We start from the raw sequence: 18,574 nt of genomic DNA, 5'->3' as shown, positions 1-18,574 counted from the left end.
GTCTGAACTCGCACGTCTCCTTCCAATCTGGTAGGCTGGAATTTAGGAATCAAATGAACGCACAACTTGATATGTTCGGTACTGGCGAGACGGTGCCAAAGGAAAAGTCCAGACGCCGGCCGACGAGCGCAATCGCCGCCGTCGATGTGACCATGCTCACCCACGTGGAGATGGCTGACGCCCTCGAGGCCACTGGCGACTATCGTATTCTCCGCAGATTAGCAAAGCCGGCCCCCGCCAACCAATTGGCACCAGGCTTTGGCCGGATTGGTGTCGTTGTCGACACGGAAACCACGGGATTGAAGCAGGCCGAGGATGAAGTAATCGAACTTGGCGCGGTCGCGTTCCAGTACAGCGATGACGGTAGGGTAGGAGACATTATCGGCGTGTTTGGCGCCTTTCAGGCGCCCTCCAAGCCCATCCCTCCGGAGATCACCCGTCTCACTGGGATCATGGACGAGATGGTCAGGGGCCAGTCGATTCCCATGTCTGAGCTAGAAGCCTTCCTCGCGCCGGCAGATTTGATAATTGCCCATAATGCGGCCTTCGATCGGCCGTTCTGTGAACGGCTGAACCCTTTGTTTGCTGACAAGGCGTGGGCCTGCTCCAATAATGAGATCGACTGGCGAGCAAGAGGCTTTGAAGGGACCAAACTTGGATACTTGATGAATCAATCCGGCCTTTTCCATGACGGGCATCGCGCAGTCGACGACTGTTTCGCCCTGCTGGAGGTGTTGCGACAACCGAAGGGCGGAGAGAGAGCCCCATTTGCAGAGCTGCTAGAATCCTCTCGCTTGGAACGTGTTCGCGTTTGGGCAGAATACAGCCCGTTCGACAAAAAGGATGTGTTGAAGGCCCGCGGGTACAAGTGGTCAAGCGGTGAAGACCAGCAGCCGAAAGCCTGGTGGACGGAGGTCGATGCCGGAATGCTCGAGACAGAGAAAGCCTATCTCGAAGCTGAAATCTATGGCCGATCTGACTTCACCCTCACGACAAAACACCTGACCGCGGTTTCGCGGTTCAAAAGGTAGTCATCCAGATTGCGAAACCATTCCAAGGATATGATGGGAACGAGATGAACGAACATCTACGCGATTATCTTGCCTACTACCAGACGTGCAACGCGCCGGGCTATGCGGTTTTGGTAACGGGTGCTTGGGGGATTGGAAAGACTTTCCAGGTCAAAAACCTCCTCACGGAGTCTCAACGCCACTATATCAGCTTGTTTGGGCTGCAGACGACGGATGAAGTTCACGCCGAAGTCGCCGTATCAATGGATCCCAATCTCTCGAAGCTCAAAAAACTGCTCAAGGCGGGCTCTGATGTTGGCAATGCGGCGCCGGGTCCGTGGAAGATGACCGGGGCAGCCGGTGGCATGATAAATAGCCTCATCAAGACACGGACAGATAATACGAAGACGATAATTTTCGACGATCTGGAGCGCTGTTCGCTTGATATCAAGGATACGCTTGGCGTGATCAACCAATATGTCGAGCACTACGGTTGCCGGGTGATAGTTCTTGCGCACGATGAGAAACTGGCCGCAGAATTTATCGAAGCGAAGGAAAAGCTGTTTGGCCAGACGATCCAGATCGAGCCACAGATAGCAGATGCATTTACTGCATTTTGCGAACAGCAAAAATCGTCGGCTCGAAAGAAATTTTTAAAGGACAACAAAGAGGCAATCCTGAATGCCTTTGGGCAATCGAAGACACAATCGCTTCGCATCCTGAAGCATGTGGTCGAAGATACCGGGCGACTGTTCGATGTTTTGGGCACGAAATACCTCGCGAAACCGCAGGCGATTTCCGAACTGGTCGAGCTTTTCGTAGCCATCGATATCGAATGTCGCAACGGTCTCACAGAAGCCGATCTCAGGGATCGCCGGCAAGTCGTATACCGGCACGGGACGGCAACCAACAACCCACCGGTTCCACCGTTCGTGCTGGCCAAGCGGAAATACGAAACCATCGATATCTCAAGTGAACTGCTCAACGACGACCTTCTCGTCGAGATGTTCATCAAGGGCGTGTTCAGCCAGAAGAGTATCAGTAAGGCTCTGGACAACAGTGTACACTTTGCCGCGCCTGCCGACTTGCCGGCGTGGATAAAAGTCCTCAAGTTCGATCAGTTGGAAGACTTTGTGGTTGCCGCCGCACAAGCTGACATGGACAAGGCATTTTCAGACTTCTACTATACGCACCCAGGTGAAATTCTTCACGTCTTTGCCCTCAAGCTGATGATGGCGGAAAACGGCGTGACGGACAAAACCATCGAGAAGGCTAAGGAAGAGTGCAAAGCTTATATTGCCGGCGTCTTAGCGAGCGGTCACTTGCTGCCACGACCAAACGACTGGGACTGGGACAGAGGGTTCACCCACGGCTATTCTGGCTACGGATATTGGATCACGACTGCGACTGAGCCGCACTTTATCGAGCTCTTCGACGCGCTAAACGAAGCACGCAGCCAAGCGGCGGCGGTTCTGTACCCGGATATGGTCAAAGATATTCTCAGCACCCTCGAAAAAGACGGTGAAGCGCTTTATCACGATCTGAATACGACCGTGAGAGGGAAGGGGAAGTACGCCTTTAGGCCAGTGCTACACCTGATCCCAGTCAAGGATTTCTTCGCGACGTGGATGAAATCTCCAAAGTCGAACTGGCACCATATCTCAACGGCCCTTCGCCAAAGAGAAGAAGGGGCAATTAGGCACATTGGTCTCGATGCTGAATTTGCCTGGTACAGAGATCTCAAGGACCTTATGGAGGACGAAGCGAACAAACTTGGTGGGTTCGAGGCGCTTCGACTTCGCAGAGCCATTCCACGACAGACTCCTTGATTGTTTGTAGCCAAGGTTCCGTAACCCGCTCATTGCTTAAATTAGGACGGTCAGATCAAAGCGCGCTTCCTACAGCTCTAAAACAAGTTTCTTCGCCTCGCCAAGTGCAGGTAGGGCGCAACAGATGAGGGCCTCACCCTCCGAAACTCTCGTGCCGGGTACCCACGCATGGGCCGGTCGGTGGTTCATCGACAGATTGCGTGGAAACAATGTTCCAGCTTGAGGCTAAAATTCGGACTTGCGCTAGTCATCCCGCATTCTGTCCTCGTCCTATCGTTGGAAGCGCGTACCGATGTCACAAGATGTCCACGGATATTGGAGTGCGCCGGATCGATTGCGTTATCGATCTGTTAACCAAGATGATATGCTAACGATCTGAGTCGCATTCGGGGCAGGGTCTTGGCGTCCACCAATTTGAAATCGCATCTGCCTTACGCCGTCAGGTACATGGCACGCCTTCACGAACAAGCGGCGCGGACGGGTTTCTCAAATGTAGATCCTGACGCGCGTCTCGAAAGGTGTGCTGAGCATCTACGCGAAACAGCCTATCTGATAGAGCGAACAAACCCGCAACCTACTATCGACGTGACGAAGTCAGTGCCCCAAAAGATCAAACTGCTGAACTTCCTCCGCCAGCAGGGTCTGTCCAATTAGGACAAGATTTCTGGCGCGATAAGAATGATTTTATAAATCTAGAAGTTGAGCCACTTCGTCACCTTTCAAGACGATACGGGGGGATCTCTCGAAGTATGGGGTGTCGACCTGCCTCGAGCTCTAAAGGAATCTGGAGCACAGCTCGGACAGATGGTGGCCGTAGCATTCAAGTGGCAGGCAGCCGGTTGAGGTGGACGTGCCGGTGAGGGACGCTGCCGGCAAGACCATAAGCAGCCAGCGGCAGAGTGTCGATCGGAATGCTTGGGATGTGGTTCAGTTCAGCCGGCTGTACGACGAAGCCAAGGCGTTAGTCCGTGATGGTGTACATCGCCAGGACAACTGTGGTGCACAACGGGTGGAGCCAACGGGTACGGTTACCGAGGAGATTTGCTAAATAAATGCCCAAGGGGAGGGCGGCGCCCGCTTCGACCCAAGTCTGAGCCAGCACGCCCTACACGACCTCCACACGCGTCATGATCTTCGCCCGCAATGAGAGCTCCCCCATCGCGGATTGAAGTGCCAAGATTAAAGTGCATCAAGATCAATAGTTTACACTATATTTGCGCGCTGAGAAATTTCAAAACCAATTTATCCGTGTGAATCCTTGTCCGCGCGCTGCAAGTTTTGATTGCATTTCTTCCGGCGAGTGTCCAGCTTAGGACAACGATGGGAGATTCCACCATGGCGGCACGTGACCGTGGCACAATGATCATGAAGTGCCCCAGTTGTGGGACAGGCGGCATTGCAAAGACGTCAACGGATGATCATCCTTACATGAGGGATACGGGGTTCATGGTTGATGAATATCCTAAGGGGCTCCACGAACACCGATATTCGCGTTATCCCGACGAGACTGAGGTCAAGTGCGAGTGCGGGCAGATATTCAAGCTTGGACAAATGACGACCAACCGGAACCATATACGGTAGAGCGAATTTTAAGAAAAATGGGCGTCGAAGATTAATGCCACCTAACGCGACAATTGCGTCCGGTTACATGCGCAAATACAAGAAGCCCGGGGTCTTGCGGGCAGCTTTCTACTATCAGGATCTGATGGCGATTGAAGTCCTGATCGCTTTTTTCCGCGACCGGCACCTTTACCAGTGGGTACAGTTGGATGCCGAGGATAGTGTATACGCGTCTATCGACGACGTCGTAGCCTGTCGCGCAGACGGCAGCCTTGAACTCCTTCAAGTAAAGTTCACACCAGATCCCCAAGCGGCTAAAGTCGCACTTTCGTGGGAGTGGTTATTAGCGAAAACGATCCGCGGCCGCTCTTTGATCCAGAAGTGGAGTGGCACATTGCAAAGGCATGTGACTTCGGGCACCCTGGCATCCGCGAGTCTTAAAACGGACCGTATTCCCGAGGCCGCATTCCGGGACGCCTTGGTAGGGACAAGGATAAGCTACGATAAAGTATCGGCCCAGGTTCGGCAGCTTATCGAGGACCAGGTAGGCGGCGAGAGTGTAGCTCGGGCATTCTTCGCCGCATTTGATTTCCATCATTCCCTGCCAATACTGGAAGACCTTGAAGAACGGTTGCGGGCGGACGTCGCCTTTGACATTGATGGCTCAACATGGGCGAATTTTCGCGAACTGGTCGCTACATGGGCGACCCTGAAAAACAGCCCTGAGCCTGACGGAAAGGTTCGCCACAGCCATCTTAGGCAGGCGCTTTCACCAAGCCGACCTCGCCCAATCCCACAGGATTTCATTATTCCTTCTGGCTATCAGCCGCCAAGCGAGGCTTTTCATGCCGGTTTTGTTAATGCACTCGGGCTGGACGGCATCAAGGTTTTGGTGGGGCCACCAGGAAGGGGCAAAAGCACATATCTGAGCCATTGCGTGCGGCAGTTATCGGCCAATCGTACAGTCTGTATTCGGCACCACTACTTCTTGAGTCTCACGGACCGTACGGCGGGCCGATTTCACGCGAACGATATTACGAATTCTCTCTGCAGCCAGCTGCGTTCCCAGCTGCCCAATGCTGGCATACCCGACGCTGACCTGAGTGGCGCAATCGCAGCAGCAGCAAAGGCAGTTAAAGGCTCAGGCCTACGCTTGTTAATCGTCATCGATGGCATTGACCATGTCTGGCGTGAAAATCGATCAACCGCCCATATGAACCAGATCTTTTCGGAGATCTTGCCTCTTCCGCCGGGCGTGACATTGGCCGTGGGAACACAGCCGGTACCCGATGAATATATCCCCCCGCGTCTGCTGCAATTAGCCTCACGTGAAAAATGGACCGAACTACCATTGATGTCGGCCGAGGTAGTACTGCAGTGGTTGCAGGAACAGGATCAAGCTGGTCGTCTTCAACTCCATGTTGAACCCAAGGCTAACCGCGTAAGGACTTTACGCCGGGTCGCATCGGCGTTTCACGGCATATCCGATGGCTTGCCGCTGCATCTCATCTATGCCTTTGAAAGCCTGAGCAGGCGTGGCGCGCCATTGACCGTTGAAATGGTTGAATCGATTCCACCGTGTCCAGATGGCGACATCCGCATATATTACTCGGGCCTCTGGAGCGGAATAGGGCGGCGGGCCCAGGAGATCCTTCACATCCTGGCCACCTTGAAATTTGCCTTCCCGCCGTCGGGACTACGTCAATGCCTAGGGCGTACGCCAGAGGACCATGAGGCACTGGCCAGGATTGACCATTTGCTCGATCATCGTGAACTTGGGGTCTATCCGTTTCACGGCAGTCTATTCGCGTTTATCAGGGAGCAGCCCGGTAGCGAAAAAGCCCTTGAACTAGAAGGAGCGAATGTCGTCGCATGGTTGGAAGGGGACGCGCCGACGTTCTGGAAATGGGCTTGGCTTTGGTTGACAAAAGCCCAATTGGGCGATGACAGCGACTTGCGTTTGAAACCCGACCGCAGCTGGGTGATAGAAGCGATGTCGGCAGCATATCCCCTGGACCAGATCGTGGAAATCTTGGATGCGGCGGCCGAGGCGGTGTTTGCGGCCTTCGACCTTCCGCGTGCCCTGACGCTTCGATTGTTGCGAATTCGGTTGGAAAACGGCGCGGAAATGCAAGTTTCGGACTGGCAGGCTTTCCACGCGGCAGCGTTGGAAATCTCAACCGACTCCCACGTGACAACAGCCTTGCGTAGCTCTTTGGTTGATCTCGAGCCTTGGGAAATGGTGACTGTTCTGCGGAAGGTGCAAGACACGGAACGTGCATTTTTAGCAAGAGCAGCCGTGGACCAGGTCAACGAACGCCTACGTTTGGCGAGGCTGCGTGGGCGCTCTCCCCGCGAGGAACTTAGCGATGATATTGCGGCGCTCGTTGCACATCTTGCCACGCTTGACCTGGAAAAACTGGCGGGTTTCTTCGGCGAATTTGGAGTGTCGAAAAAACCCTTTACGCTCTATGCACGTGAAGCCATCCGAATGGACGAACCAGCGAAGGTCATCGACGTTGCCTCATTCGCTATCGAGCCGGAATTCGCCGACGAGCTATTCGCGGCATTTTGCCTAGAGGCAAGAGACCCTTTTGGAACGCCCAAGCCCGAGCTCAAAACGAACGACCTACGCCTTTATGCCCTTTCGGCGATGATGGGAAATACTCCGCCGGTTTTACTAGAAGTGCCTGATTACAATCTACTTTTTGGACGGTTTGACTATACCGACGCTGGAGTGCAGATCCACAGCCTTCTAAGCGATCTATTTTTTAGAACGTTTTATTCCGAGCTCATTGGCATTGAATCGCCTTTGTCCTTGGACGGCTTGAAGCCTGGAGAACATGGCTGGCTGATCGAGCCACTCAAAAACTTGCATGAAATGGCTACGGCGATAGCGGTTGCTTGGCGCGATGCAGGAGAAAAGCCGACGATGGCTGCGCTGTATTTTGGCTTGGAGGCGACAACCACCCCTGAGGGAGGTCATGATACTTTTATTCTGTTTGGGCATCTGCGAAACGCGATCACCGCCATTTCCATAGATTTGCAGCTATTGGGTCATGCGTTAGACCCTGAGCATTTCATAGTAGCCGAGGATATCGACACGGCTTCAGCCTCGCCGCTTTGGGTTGCGGAGACTTGGGTGGAAAAATTTGTTTCCAGAGGCTTGATATTGCACACGGCGGATGCGGCAACACGGGTCTTGGACCAGCTATCAAAGGATCTTGCCAAGTATGTAAAGCAGTTTTCTGATCGAACGGATCTGTGTGTAAAGCTAAGCCAGTTCGCGGCGCAACACGGTCTCCACGTCGCCGTCGCGGACTTCTTGGGCCAGGCAATCGGTGGCATATTAGGTTACGGTTGGCGCAAGGATATGTTCGCATCAGAAGTCCTGACCAGCCTTGAATACCTTCATGACCTGGATGTATTCGACATTGTAAAAGTCCTCGTTTCCCTTGCGCCCATCTTCGATCAAATTACCGAATATACCGATGGAGATGAAACTGATCATATCAAGACGGATTTCTATTCGCTCCTAGCGCGGGTGGATGTGGAGCGAGCCAGCCTGGCATATGGGTACTTGATCAACAAGGAAGAGTGGCGGTACGCGGATTCGCTTCTTCTGGATTTAGCGCGATGGTTGCCAGCGGGACCTAGGCGGGCGCACTTGCTCCAGACCTTCATTCAACCCACGGAATTTAACTGGTTGGAAAAGAACGCTCAGGAGGGCGATCTTGAGGCAAATGAAGCCTTAAAATCCGTAATGCTCTATTGCGGGCGCACCGCGCAAGATGAAGAAAGGGAACACGTCTCCTCGAAGGAGAGGGGTGTCGTCACATCGCCAAGTCTTGCCATAACGGCTTACGGACCTCATGAACTTAAATCCTTCCTGGACGCCGTCGCGGCGCTGCCGTGGGAGGCGAGGCGTGGGCTTGTTGAAAACTGGTTTGAGCATTGGACCTCCGTTGGCCAGGCCGCAGAGGTGTTGGCCAGTCTATATGAGGTCGCCGTATCGGAGGAAAAGCACCCGGATTTGTCGGCGCTATACGACCGAGCGTTCGAAATCGCGGTAACCTACCAAGGGCGCTCAGCGGGATACAAATGGCTCGTCCTTGCGCACCGCCACAATTACGGTTGGCAGTTGTTCATGAGCCGCGGCGAGACGGCGACAGACAGGCTGGATCTTGTCGCCAAGTACTACAAGAAGCGCTGGCGAGACTTTATCAAGGACACCGCGCGGCTTACTCGCATTCGCCACGAGGGGGCATCGTTCGCTTTGGGCCAAAGTCGTCTCGTCTATTTCTTGATCAAGGTTGGCCAGGTTGAAGATGCAGTGGCATGTACCATGGCACTCGTCGAGACACTTCGTGCAGAAACGGCTGTGCAACCGCTGCCTAAGCTGGAGTGGGCCTCATGACTTCGCCTGAAATAACTGTCTTGCTTCAACGCCTATCGTGGCCAGTCGAGGGCGTTCGCTGGGAGGCTGCACGCTGCCTGGCAGGTCTCGTTCGAGCAGGGGACGCCAAGGTTGTTTCCGCGATAGTTCAATGGATGTCTCAATGCCGATTGGAGACCGAGGTTGCCACTGGCCTGTCACTGATCGACGCGTTTGAACTAGAGACCTTCTTTGATTCCGACTTGGTCGCTAGCGCGATTAAAGCGCCTTCCCATCTTTCCTCCTTGCTATTCCGACGCTGCTTCTCAAAAGACGGCCCTGACGACTACGCTTTTGCGCCAGAAGAAAATGCACCGGTTACGGCGCATGTCGTCGCTTATTTCTGGAAGCATCAGGGGCAAGTCCTTCCACTGGCTTTCAAGGAGGACTTCACGTCATTACAGGCAACGACAGGACGACCGTACCTAGATCGTTGGGAGCACGAATGGTGTTGGCTACAGGTGCAACACGATGAGGTACTCTCCTCACAACCATATTGGTTCAGCTGGCACGATCATGATGGCTCCGGTTTGTTCGACCTGCGCCAAAGGGACGTTTACCTGTCCGCGTTCCTGCGGACACTCGCCTTTGCGACAACGCATTGGCGACTGACACAAACGACGGCCGAAAGTTTGGCCGCCGGGGCGCTGGCAGGCTTAAGGGGTCTGGCGAAACTAGAATATCAAGAGCGTCCAAGCTGGTCACACGACCTGGTCGTCGACGCCGCCAAATTTGAGTCCACTGCGTCCGAGGCTTGGAACAGGGCATCGAACGAGCTTACTGGCGAAAGAAGCCTCTTGGCGTTACGGGGTGTCAATTTCACAGGCAGCGACTTCATCGAACTCGAGATCGCGCTCGTCGCCGGCAGGGGGCTGTGGCCTGAACGGCCGGCCACCGACGAAACAGGCCTTACGGTTTCTTGGCAGAGAATGCCTAAAGAGCAACTGGATTTCGCCGGGATATTAGAACAGACAATGACACCGGAATGGCCTTCCATATCCCCATTAGCAATTACCCTGTTCCCACCGCATTTTGCGCGTTGGCATCTTGATATTTATGTGTCCGGCTTATGTGTCGCCTCTCCAGACGTATTTACGGATCCCGTTTCCGTGACAGTCAGTCGCGACTCCCTAACTTTGCAGAGCCAGGGGAGGGGCGTTTCCAGTACAAAAATTTGGAACACCAATTGGGCCCCGACGAAAAACTCGAAATTGAATAGCCGTATCGGGCGAGTGACCGATATCGACAAGACGAAATTGGATAACTTCCTTAGTCGAACTGGCGTCACTTTGCGGCGTGCCGCCTGGGTTCAGGTCGGACGCAAGACAAAGGAATTCGGCGAATTCGAGACCCGCGTCGAAACCTTCTGGCTGGACGCTATTTGACAGAGGGCTCACGAAAATTGACAATTCTCGGCGGCTACATCACTTGTCTAGGCCGGTTAGAAATGTCGCGGTTTTAGCCAAACAGAGATGTCAGTCGGGCGGGGGAGGCGCGCAGCTTTTCAAGCGAGCGCAGCGCCGATCCGCCCGCTTAGCCGACGTTAAACATATGGCCGGATTGGTCCCGGCGCCTGGGCGCTTTATCGGTGCGCGTAGGGGGCGGGCTCGCCTCCTGGCTTTGCTTGATCAGATCCAAGAGACTGCCAAGCCTTTTGTTCTCGACAACGTTGGTTTGTTTGACCTGCCTGATTTTATCGAAGGTACGATAAGGCAGGTCCTGATCTTCATAGCGGATCACAAGTCGACCGTCGGGATAATCGTAGACAGTGACGCGCTTGCCAATGGCAGCTTGTGCCGCTTCGGTCGGCTCCAGGATGAAAAGCACCTTGTCGTATTGAAGTGTCAACGCCTGGGATAGCGTGCGATCCACACGCCAGGTGAAGGTGTCGTCGAGATTATCGCGATCGGTCATGGCTCTGTGCAGGTCCTTTGGGTTGGCAGGAAGCTTGGCGAAGCGGGCATTGTAGTCAGCAATAAAGCTTGGCAGGAAAGCGTTGCCGTCGACCATGGAACTGACACCGGCGAGCCTCAGTTCCTTAACCAGGCGATCCTGCAGCGACCGGTTGGCGCGCTCAACGCGGCCCTTGGCCTGGCTGGAATTGGCGCAGATGATCTCGATGTTCAGATCGCTCAGCGCGCGGCCAAACTGCGTCAGGCCGTCCGTATTGGCGCCGCCAGGCTTGTTGACGCGGAACACCGCATGCTTGTCGCTATAGAACGCGATCGGCTTGCCGAAAGTCTCCAGGTATGTGCGGGTCGCCTTGTAATAAGCGAAGGTCGATTCCGTCTGAACGAACTGCAGATGCATCAAGCGGCTGGTGGCGTCGTCGATGAAGACGAGCAGGGTGCACTTCGGACCGCGGCCCTCGAACCAGCGGTGATCCGAGCCATCGATCTGGATCAACTCACCGACACAGTCACGACGATATCGCGGCTGATGAACCCGGCCACGGCGCTTCTTACGCGTCTGCCATAGACCGTCCTCGATCATCCAGGCCCGCAGCGTCTCACGCGACACGCTCAGATCATGCAGTTCATGTAACTTCTCAGCTGCGAATGTCGGTCCGAAATCTGCATAGTTGGACCTGACAACAGCCATGACAGCCAACCGGACATCGTATGGCGTCTTGCGATTGCTCGGCTGGCCGCGCTTCAGTGAAATCAAGCCACCGGCGCCTTGCAGCCTATAGCGCTTCAACAACCGCCAAACCTGTCGCTCGCTTATCCCAAGCACGACAGCCGCGGCGCGCGCCGGCATCCGGTTAAGATCGACGTCGCGTATGATCTCCAGCTTGTCCAGCTCCGAATCGCTCATAGTCAGCACCCGCATGGCTTCTGCCTCCACATGGCCAAATCCGACCAGGGGAGACTGACACGTCTAATTTGCGTGGCACTGACATTTGCATTTTGCGGCTACATCACTTTATCGCATAATATATCTTATGGGAAATTAGTTCTCCGAATTATTTCGAATGCGGCCATCCAGACGGTTGTAGTCATCCCGCCGGCTGTCGCGACGTTTCGACCGTCAGTGACATCCACCTCCACGAAAAATGCGTCGAGACCATCCTGCTATTTGGGCCTACGTAAAATCACACACTGACAGAGGCTTGATGGCATCATAATAATTGTTCTGCCCCTCGTCGACGTGACAACCAATTAGACTCAGTCCCGCGTCTAAGAGAAGTCGCTCATAAGTGTCAAAACCCAGTGATCTCGAATCTCGCCCCGTTAATACGTCTCGCCATTCGCATTGCTCATACGGCGCGGTGAACAAAAAGCGCCCCCCTTGTTTTAGCGTTGCGCCAATTCGACGAATTACCTCTCGCTGATCGTCTTCATTCAACAGGAAAGTCAGGCCAATGGAGACGCACGCTTCAAACTTTCGGTTGAAGAAGTCGCTCTGTTGTGCCGGCTCGCATGCTACCTTAGCGGTGGGAAACCGATTAGCAAATGCTGCGACCAAATTAGGCGATGCATCGATGCCTAGGACTTTAAACCCACCATCTATGAGAACTTTAGAAATCGGCACCCCCGATCCACAACCCACATCGATGATGGCGGCGCCGGGTGATATGGTATCTCGTGCCCAAGCCAGCACCGTCTCAGCACCTATATTGGAGCGCGCCGCTATGAACTGCTCGGCGATGTTGTCCCAACCCTGAGAATGATCAATCGCCATGTGTTACGTCACTTTCCTCTCCACTAAGGTCGGGGAGTCTGTTTGAACATTGGGAAAACATTACTCTTCGGTCAATCGGAAAGTTCGAAAGCCTTTGTCACATTCGGACATGCAAATTCTGCTGTTGGCTGCTGCGCGCCCCGAAGCGGAAGTCGGAACGTAGCGCCTATTCCTCACATATCTAACGCAAAATTCGATTAATAAGCGACACCAGTTCGGCCTCCCGGCTGACGTCCATCTTGCGAAATATGGATTTAAACTGTGCATTGACGGTCCCGCCCGATTTGTTGCGCGTCTTTGCGATTTGCTCTCGGGACAGGCCATTTGCTGCGGCGATGGCAACGTGGGCTTCGGATACGGTGAGGCCGAACATGCGCACGAGATCCTCGGCATGGGAGGCGCCAAGGCGTTCGGGTTGTTTCAACAGAACCAGTATACGCGGCGCAAAACCGAATTCATGCTCGCGGCGCGGATAAGCGATCAGATGGCAGGCAACTTCCATCATCTCCTCCCCCTGCAAAACAAGTCGCGCCGAAACAGCGTGTTCGGAGAGGATATCAGCGATGGCCTTTTGCAGGAACAGGTCGGATGAAGTACGCGCCGCGCTCAGCCTCTCACCAAACGCCCGCACCACGTCGCCTTTGCGCAGCATGAGATCGGCGGTCGGGGTGACGGATCGAATGTGACCAAAACCATCGAGAACGAGCGCCGCCGCCTGCATCGCCTCCAGCGAGTTTGACAGCAGGTGGCTCGCTTCCTCGCCGATCGCCAGTTGTGTGCGGACCGCCTCAAGCACATGGGGCGCCAGGGCCAGGAAAGTGTCACAATCTTTCGAGGAACTCCAGCCGTCAGCCTGTTGACGCAGGACCGCCATCCCTATCATCAGGCCGGGTTTCTGCGTGAGCACGCATTGGCAGCCATAGGGCAGATCAAACTGGCTGACGAAATCGTCATAAACGCCGCGCCGGATGCATTTACGAGCCTCGGCATAATCAACCTCCCGCGCCAACTCGAACGGGGCGCCGGCACAGGCCACGCGCCAGTTGACCTCGGGGCTCCCGCCGTCGATATGGGGGAAATCCGTTATGAACGCCGGATCTATATCGTTTGTCCGGTTGAACGGTATGAAATTCGGGCCGCCAAATGCCACAAGCTGCGCCCGGCCCGTGCCGCAGGCCGCCGCCACCTCCCTTAGAGTATTCTCCCATTGGTCCGGCGCGAACGCTACGTTTGCGAGCGCATTTTTTGCCGTGTCCAAACGCCTTAAATCCAAGCCTACTCATCCAAATTACAAAAATACCGTTATGCGAGCAGATCATGTCATCGGTGACATGTCAATTTTCAATGGATACCAAATACCATGATCATGGGATGCGCAGTCGCAAAGGCCGCTTCATGTTGCCTGAGTCAGGCGCTCTCCGGGATCTTCGCACGCGAGGGGCGTCCAATGCGGCCGATTTTCCAGGCTGCCTGTTAGGGGAATTTATCGTGAGAAAAAACTGTAATCTGTCTAAGCATATCTTACTGACCGGCACCGCCATGTCGGCATTGCTGGCAGGCCCATTGGCCGCCGCGCCGGTCGTCATTCATTCGACAAGCGATGTGACAGTCAACCAAAGCGCAGCCTCAGGCACGCCGGTCGCGGCGGATATACAGGCCGGGACGGCCTCCATTGACGCGACAATCGACGATGTTACGGCGACAGCCACTTCGAGCGATACCGGTTCAGTGGTTACGACTACCACAAGCGGCGCCGGTACGGTGAAGGTGCAGATTGGGACTGTGACGGTAACGGGCCAGGGCAATCTCATTGGCGTGCGTGCGACCTCCGGCAATGGCGATATCGATATCCAGGTCGACAGCCTGGATATGGCAGGGACTGGAACGGCGGGCATCCTGGCGACATCCACCAATGGCAATGTTCACATCCATACGCGGGATGCCGTGGTGCGCGGATTGGACTTTGATCCGCTTGGCGCAGCGGATGCCGTGGCCGGCATTTCGACTAATGGGGCGGTTGTCATTGAAGGCGGCCATCTTGAGGCTTACGGTCAGTATGGTTCCGGCGCCGTGGCGCTGGGCGGGACGACGGCTGAGGTAACGGTCGATGAGGCCATTTCACACGGCGAGCAGGCCGCGACGCTTTATGTCAGCGGTCTCACCGGCGCCAAGCTTAATGCCGGCACGGTGACGGCGACAGGAAACAATGCGGCGGCGATCAATGTCTTTTCCGATCAGGGCGACGTGACGGTTACGGCCGGCAGCGTTCAGGCCGGCCCTGGTGGCTACGCCTCCCTCGTGCGCGGCCAGGGCGATATCAGCGTCACACTCGGGAATTCACAATCCGACCGGTTCGGTCTCAATGCCACCTCGATCGGAAACGGAAAGGTCGACGTGACACTGAACGGCGACCTTGTCTCACACCAGGAAACGGGCATTACGGCATCAGGCGGCGCGGTCACGGTAACCCTGGGCGAGGAGGCTTCCATCGCCTCCGGTGGCTCCGGTATCACTGTAACGGCGACGGGCGCCGTCGATATCGGCAATGATGGCGCCGTCGCTGCCAGCGGTAATCTGGGCAACGGCATCAAGGTAACGACGCCAGGCGCAGTCAATATCGTATCGAACGCTGTGGGTGTCACGGGCGCAGGCGCAGACACCGGCGCGGGTTCGGACGGACTGCGCATCGCCCAGGGTGGGATCATCGTTGAAGGGGGGAATGGCGCTATTCAGGTTACCAGCACGGACGTTTCGGTCGAAGGCGAATACCGTTACGGCATATCCGCGAGCGGCAATGGTGCAATCACGGTTGACTCCGGCAATGTCACCCTGGCCAGCAAGGATTCCGCTGCCATTGCGGCGCGTGGCGGCGCCGGCGATGTGACGGTCTCCAGCGGCCATGTCGTGACTACGGGCGACAGCGGCGCAGGCATCGTTGCCACAGCCACCAGTGGGAATATCACCATCACCGCTGACCAGACCGAGGTAAAGGGTACGGGTCAGATAGGCCCCTTCACCGGCGATGCCATCACCGGCACCTCGCAGGATGGCAATGTCACCATCACCAGCCAGAATGCCAGTTCCGACGCCCTTTACGGCACAGCCATTGGTGCGTCGGCCGGCGGCAATGTCAGCATCACCAGCGGGACGGCGCAGACGACCGGCGATGGCGGCTTGGCCATTTACGCGATCGCGGCCGGTAACACCCAGGTCTCATCAGGCACATTGACGACTACGGGTGACAATAGCATCGGTATTTCGGCGCGCGCCAATTCCGGCGATGTTTCGGTCGCGTCTGAAAACCTGAATGCCACGGGCGATCACGCCACCGGCGTCTGGGCCAAAGCCGCAGAGGATGTGAATATAACCAGCGGCAATATTTCGGCGACCGGCGAAGCCATTCATGCGGAAAGCAACAATGGCGTCAACACGATCGAGGTCAATGGAACGGTCGCCGGCACCAGCGCCACCAGCGCCACGATCCTGACCGTCGGAACGACCCATTTGGTCAACGCAGGCGCGATCTCCGCCGCCAACGGACAGGCGGTCCGCATGGGTGACAGCGATGACAGCTTCACCATGATGACCGGTTCCACGGTCAGCGGTGTCGCCGATCTGGGCGCGGGGGAGGATACCGTCCATGCTCAGGGCGAAGGTAGTGGCGATAGCACTGGCGAAGTCGCGGCGTTCAGCAATGCCGAACACCTGTCGATAGACAGCGGCCAATGGAGCGCGGCCAAGGCGCCGTCCACATTTGACGACGTCGCCATCGCAGCCGGCGCGGTGCTCACCGTTGCGCAGCACGGGGGCGATCTGGCCATCCAGACCGCGTCTGTGCAGCTTGACGGCAAACTTGCCTTCGATCTCGACACGGATACCGAAGCCGGCGACCTAGCGAATCTGTCCATCACCGGTGCCGGTCAGGTCTATCTGCAAGGTCCGGCCACCGTTCTGTTCGACGATGTGGCGGGCCTTCAGCATACGGGCGGGACCTTTGTCGAAAAGGGCCGCCTGTTGCTGACCAGCACTTATGGCGGCAATATCCAAACCGATGGCACCGGCGTTTTTCAGATTGGCAACGGGACGGCCACGGGTCATTTCACCGGCGATCTGGTCAACAATGGTACATTTATCTTTGACCGGCCAGATGACTACACTTTCTCCGGGGGCTTCAGCGGCACGGGCCTGCTCGAAAAGGACGGCGCCGGCACCCTGATCTTTGCCGGCCTCTACGACTTTACCGGTGTGACCCAGGTCAATGCCGGGACCATTGCCCTGACTGGCGCCTTGGCTGACACGACACAACTGGATTTGGGCGGCGGCACTATCGACCTGTCGCAAAACACCAGCGGCCAGCAAACGATCGCGGCCCTTTCCGGCGATTCCGGCACGTTGAACCTGGGCAGTACCGACCTGACGGTCAATCAGTCTTCCAACAGTGTATTTTCTGGCAGCCTAAGTGGCGATGGCACGCTCACGAAGGACGGCGACGGTGATCTGAAGCTGAACGGTGACGGCAGCAATTACACCGGCGACCTGCTGATCAATGGCGGCATACTGTCGGTGAACGGCACATTCAGCGGAACCGGTGTAACGGTGAATGAAGATGCCAAGCTGGGTGGCAACGGCACGGTCGGCGACACCATAGTGGATGGCGGCACGATCGGCGCGGGCAATTCGATTGGCCACCTGAGGATCAATGGCGACCTGATACTCAATTCATCATCGGCCCTGGAGGTCGAGGTCGATAATGCCGGACATGCCGACCTTGTCGATGTCACAGGTGTTGCCACGTTAGGCGATGCCAGCGTCAACATCCTGGCGGCGGCGGGCCGTTACAAGGGCAAGACGGACTACACCATCCTGACGGCGGCCGGAGGCATCAATGGTCATTTCGGATCGGTCACCAGCAACTTCGCCTTCCTGACACCGACCCTGGCCTATAGTACAAATGCAGTGTCTCTTACCTTGACACGCAACGATGTCGCCTTTGCGGATCTGGGTCAGACGGCCAACGAAAAAGCTGTCGGAAATTTGCTACAGGCACAAGGCCCGGGCAATGCGCTGTTCGAGGAAACCCTGCTTCTGGCGGATACGGAAGTCTCTCCGGACTTCGCCAGCCTGACTGGTGAAGCCTGGGCGACCCTGTCCTCCGCCACCATCGAAACGTCGCAGATGCTGCGCGCCCAGACCGACATAGCGCCTGGCACCGAAGGCGGAAGCTGGCTGTGGGGCACGGTGCTCGGCTCATCCGGCAAGGCCAGGCGCGATGGCGCGACGCAGGGCCTGGACTTCGATCACAGTGGACTGGCGGCCGGTTTCGGCTGGAAACAGGGCGGTCTCGACTATTCGGTCGGTGCGGGCACCCTGACGACACGCGGCCGGGACGCGGCCCGCATCAAGGGCGATACCGTCTTCGTGACCGGTCGCATTCGCTGGACCAGCCAGAACGGCTGGGCCCTTCAGGCCGGCGCGCAATATGGCCAAGTCAATGACACCCTGACCCGTGAGGCGACGCTCGGCGCACTCGGCGGCACTGTCAGCGGCAAGGCCAAGGGGGATATGTCGCAAATCTGGGCTGAACTCGGCCGTTCCTATCAGATCGAGGGGGCCATCGTCACTCCGTTCGCGGGCATGAGCCGCGTCAGTGCGGATTTCGACAAAGCCAGCGAAACCGGCGCCGCCACCGCTTTGAACGTGGATCCCGGCAAACAGGATGTGAGGTTCGGCGAACTGGGGGTACGTTTGGAAGGTGATCCGGCCACAGGTCCGATCCAACCGCGCTTCAAACTAAGCTGGCGTCATGCCCTGAACAACCGGACCCCGCTGATGATGGCCGGATTCGATGGCTCTCCCGAAACCATGTCCATCAAAGGCATTGCCATCGCCTCCGACGCGGCGGCTATTTCGGCTGGCCTCCGTCTTGTACGCCGAAACTTCATCTGGGATGTCAACTACAATGGCAGCGTTTCGGACACCTTCACCGACCATTCCGCCAAGGCGTCGCTTATGATCCGCTTTTGATCTGTCCTGCCGGCGCTAGGGTAAAGCACAGA

At 56.3% G+C, this 18,574-nt stretch carries 8 protein-coding genes; 5 read left to right on the top strand and 3 right to left on the bottom strand.

The window, feature by feature from the left end; all coding sequences use genetic code 11:
* Positions 1-53: 53 nt before the first annotated feature.
* From ACTHND_RS17385 to ACTHND_RS17370, 4 genes are all read left to right on the top strand, one after another.
* Positions 54-1,031, top strand: coding sequence for a 3'-5' exonuclease (locus tag ACTHND_RS17385; RefSeq protein WP_440179231.1), 978 nt, complete (start codon positions 54-56; stop codon positions 1,029-1,031).
* A 44-nt stretch (positions 1,032-1,075) separates the two neighbouring features.
* The gene (locus tag ACTHND_RS17380) at positions 1,076-2,839 is read left to right on the top strand and encodes a P-loop NTPase fold protein (protein ID WP_440179230.1); all 1,764 of its coding nucleotides are present in this window, start codon (positions 1,076-1,078) and stop codon (positions 2,837-2,839) included.
* Positions 2,840-4,487: 1,648 nt separating this feature from the next.
* Positions 4,488-8,816, top strand: coding sequence for an NACHT domain-containing protein (locus ACTHND_RS17375; protein ID WP_440179229.1), 4,329 nt, complete (start codon positions 4,488-4,490; stop codon positions 8,814-8,816).
* Positions 8,813-10,219 (top strand): hypothetical protein, encoded by a 1,407-nt coding sequence (locus tag ACTHND_RS17370; protein ID WP_440179228.1) that lies wholly within the window; start codon positions 8,813-8,815, stop codon positions 10,217-10,219. The genes ACTHND_RS17375 and ACTHND_RS17370 overlap by 4 nt, the downstream gene beginning before the upstream one ends.
* A 148-nt stretch (positions 10,220-10,367) precedes the next feature.
* Here ACTHND_RS17370 and ACTHND_RS17365 read toward each other — a convergent pair whose 3' ends face one another.
* From ACTHND_RS17365 to ACTHND_RS17355, 3 genes are all read right to left on the bottom strand, one after another.
* On the bottom strand, positions 10,368-11,666 hold the full coding sequence (locus tag ACTHND_RS17365; RefSeq protein ID WP_440179227.1) for an ISNCY family transposase: 1,299 nt from the start codon (positions 11,664-11,666) through the stop codon (positions 10,368-10,370).
* Between the two features lie 252 nt (positions 11,667-11,918).
* Positions 11,919-12,518 carry a class I SAM-dependent methyltransferase gene (locus tag ACTHND_RS17360; RefSeq protein WP_440179226.1) on the bottom strand — a complete coding sequence of 200 codons (600 nt, stop codon included), beginning with the start codon at positions 12,516-12,518 and terminating at the stop codon, positions 11,919-11,921.
* Positions 12,519-12,699: 181 nt separating this feature from the next.
* Positions 12,700-13,776, bottom strand: a complete 1,077-nt coding sequence (locus tag ACTHND_RS17355; protein WP_440179225.1) for a helix-turn-helix transcriptional regulator — start codon at positions 13,774-13,776, stop codon at positions 12,700-12,702.
* A gap of 230 nt (positions 13,777-14,006) precedes the next feature.
* Here ACTHND_RS17355 and ACTHND_RS17350 point away from each other — a divergent pair, with 230 nt between their 5' ends.
* On the top strand, positions 14,007-18,542 hold the full coding sequence (locus ACTHND_RS17350) for an autotransporter domain-containing protein (protein WP_440179224.1): 4,536 nt from the start codon (positions 14,007-14,009) through the stop codon (positions 18,540-18,542).
* The last annotated feature ends 32 nt before the right edge of the window (positions 18,543-18,574 follow it).

The organism is Asticcacaulis sp. (genome assembly GCF_051954415.1).
Taxonomy (GTDB): domain Bacteria; phylum Pseudomonadota; class Alphaproteobacteria; order Caulobacterales; family Caulobacteraceae; genus Asticcacaulis.
Note: the sequence above shows the minus strand (reverse complement) of the source record. Positions and strands in the feature narration are given on the sequence as shown.

Bases quoted from the DNA above. Each gene is read 5' to 3' on its own strand.
- ACTHND_RS17360 (WP_440179226.1), bottom strand. From the start codon at position 12,518: ATGGCGATTGATCATTCTCAGGGTTGGGACAACATCGCCGAGCAGTTC.
- ACTHND_RS17375 (WP_440179229.1), top strand. From the start codon at position 4,488: ATGCGCAAATACAAGAAGCCCGGGGTCTTGCGGGCAGCTTTCTACTAT.
- ACTHND_RS17365 (WP_440179227.1), bottom strand. From the start codon at position 11,666: ATGCGGGTGCTGACTATGAGCGATTCGGAGCTGGACAAGCTGGAGATC.
- ACTHND_RS17370 (WP_440179228.1), top strand. From the start codon at position 8,813: ATGACTTCGCCTGAAATAACTGTCTTGCTTCAACGCCTATCGTGGCCA.
- ACTHND_RS17380 (WP_440179230.1), top strand. From the start codon at position 1,076: ATGAACGAACATCTACGCGATTATCTTGCCTACTACCAGACGTGCAAC.
- ACTHND_RS17385 (WP_440179231.1), top strand. From the start codon at position 54: ATGAACGCACAACTTGATATGTTCGGTACTGGCGAGACGGTGCCAAAG.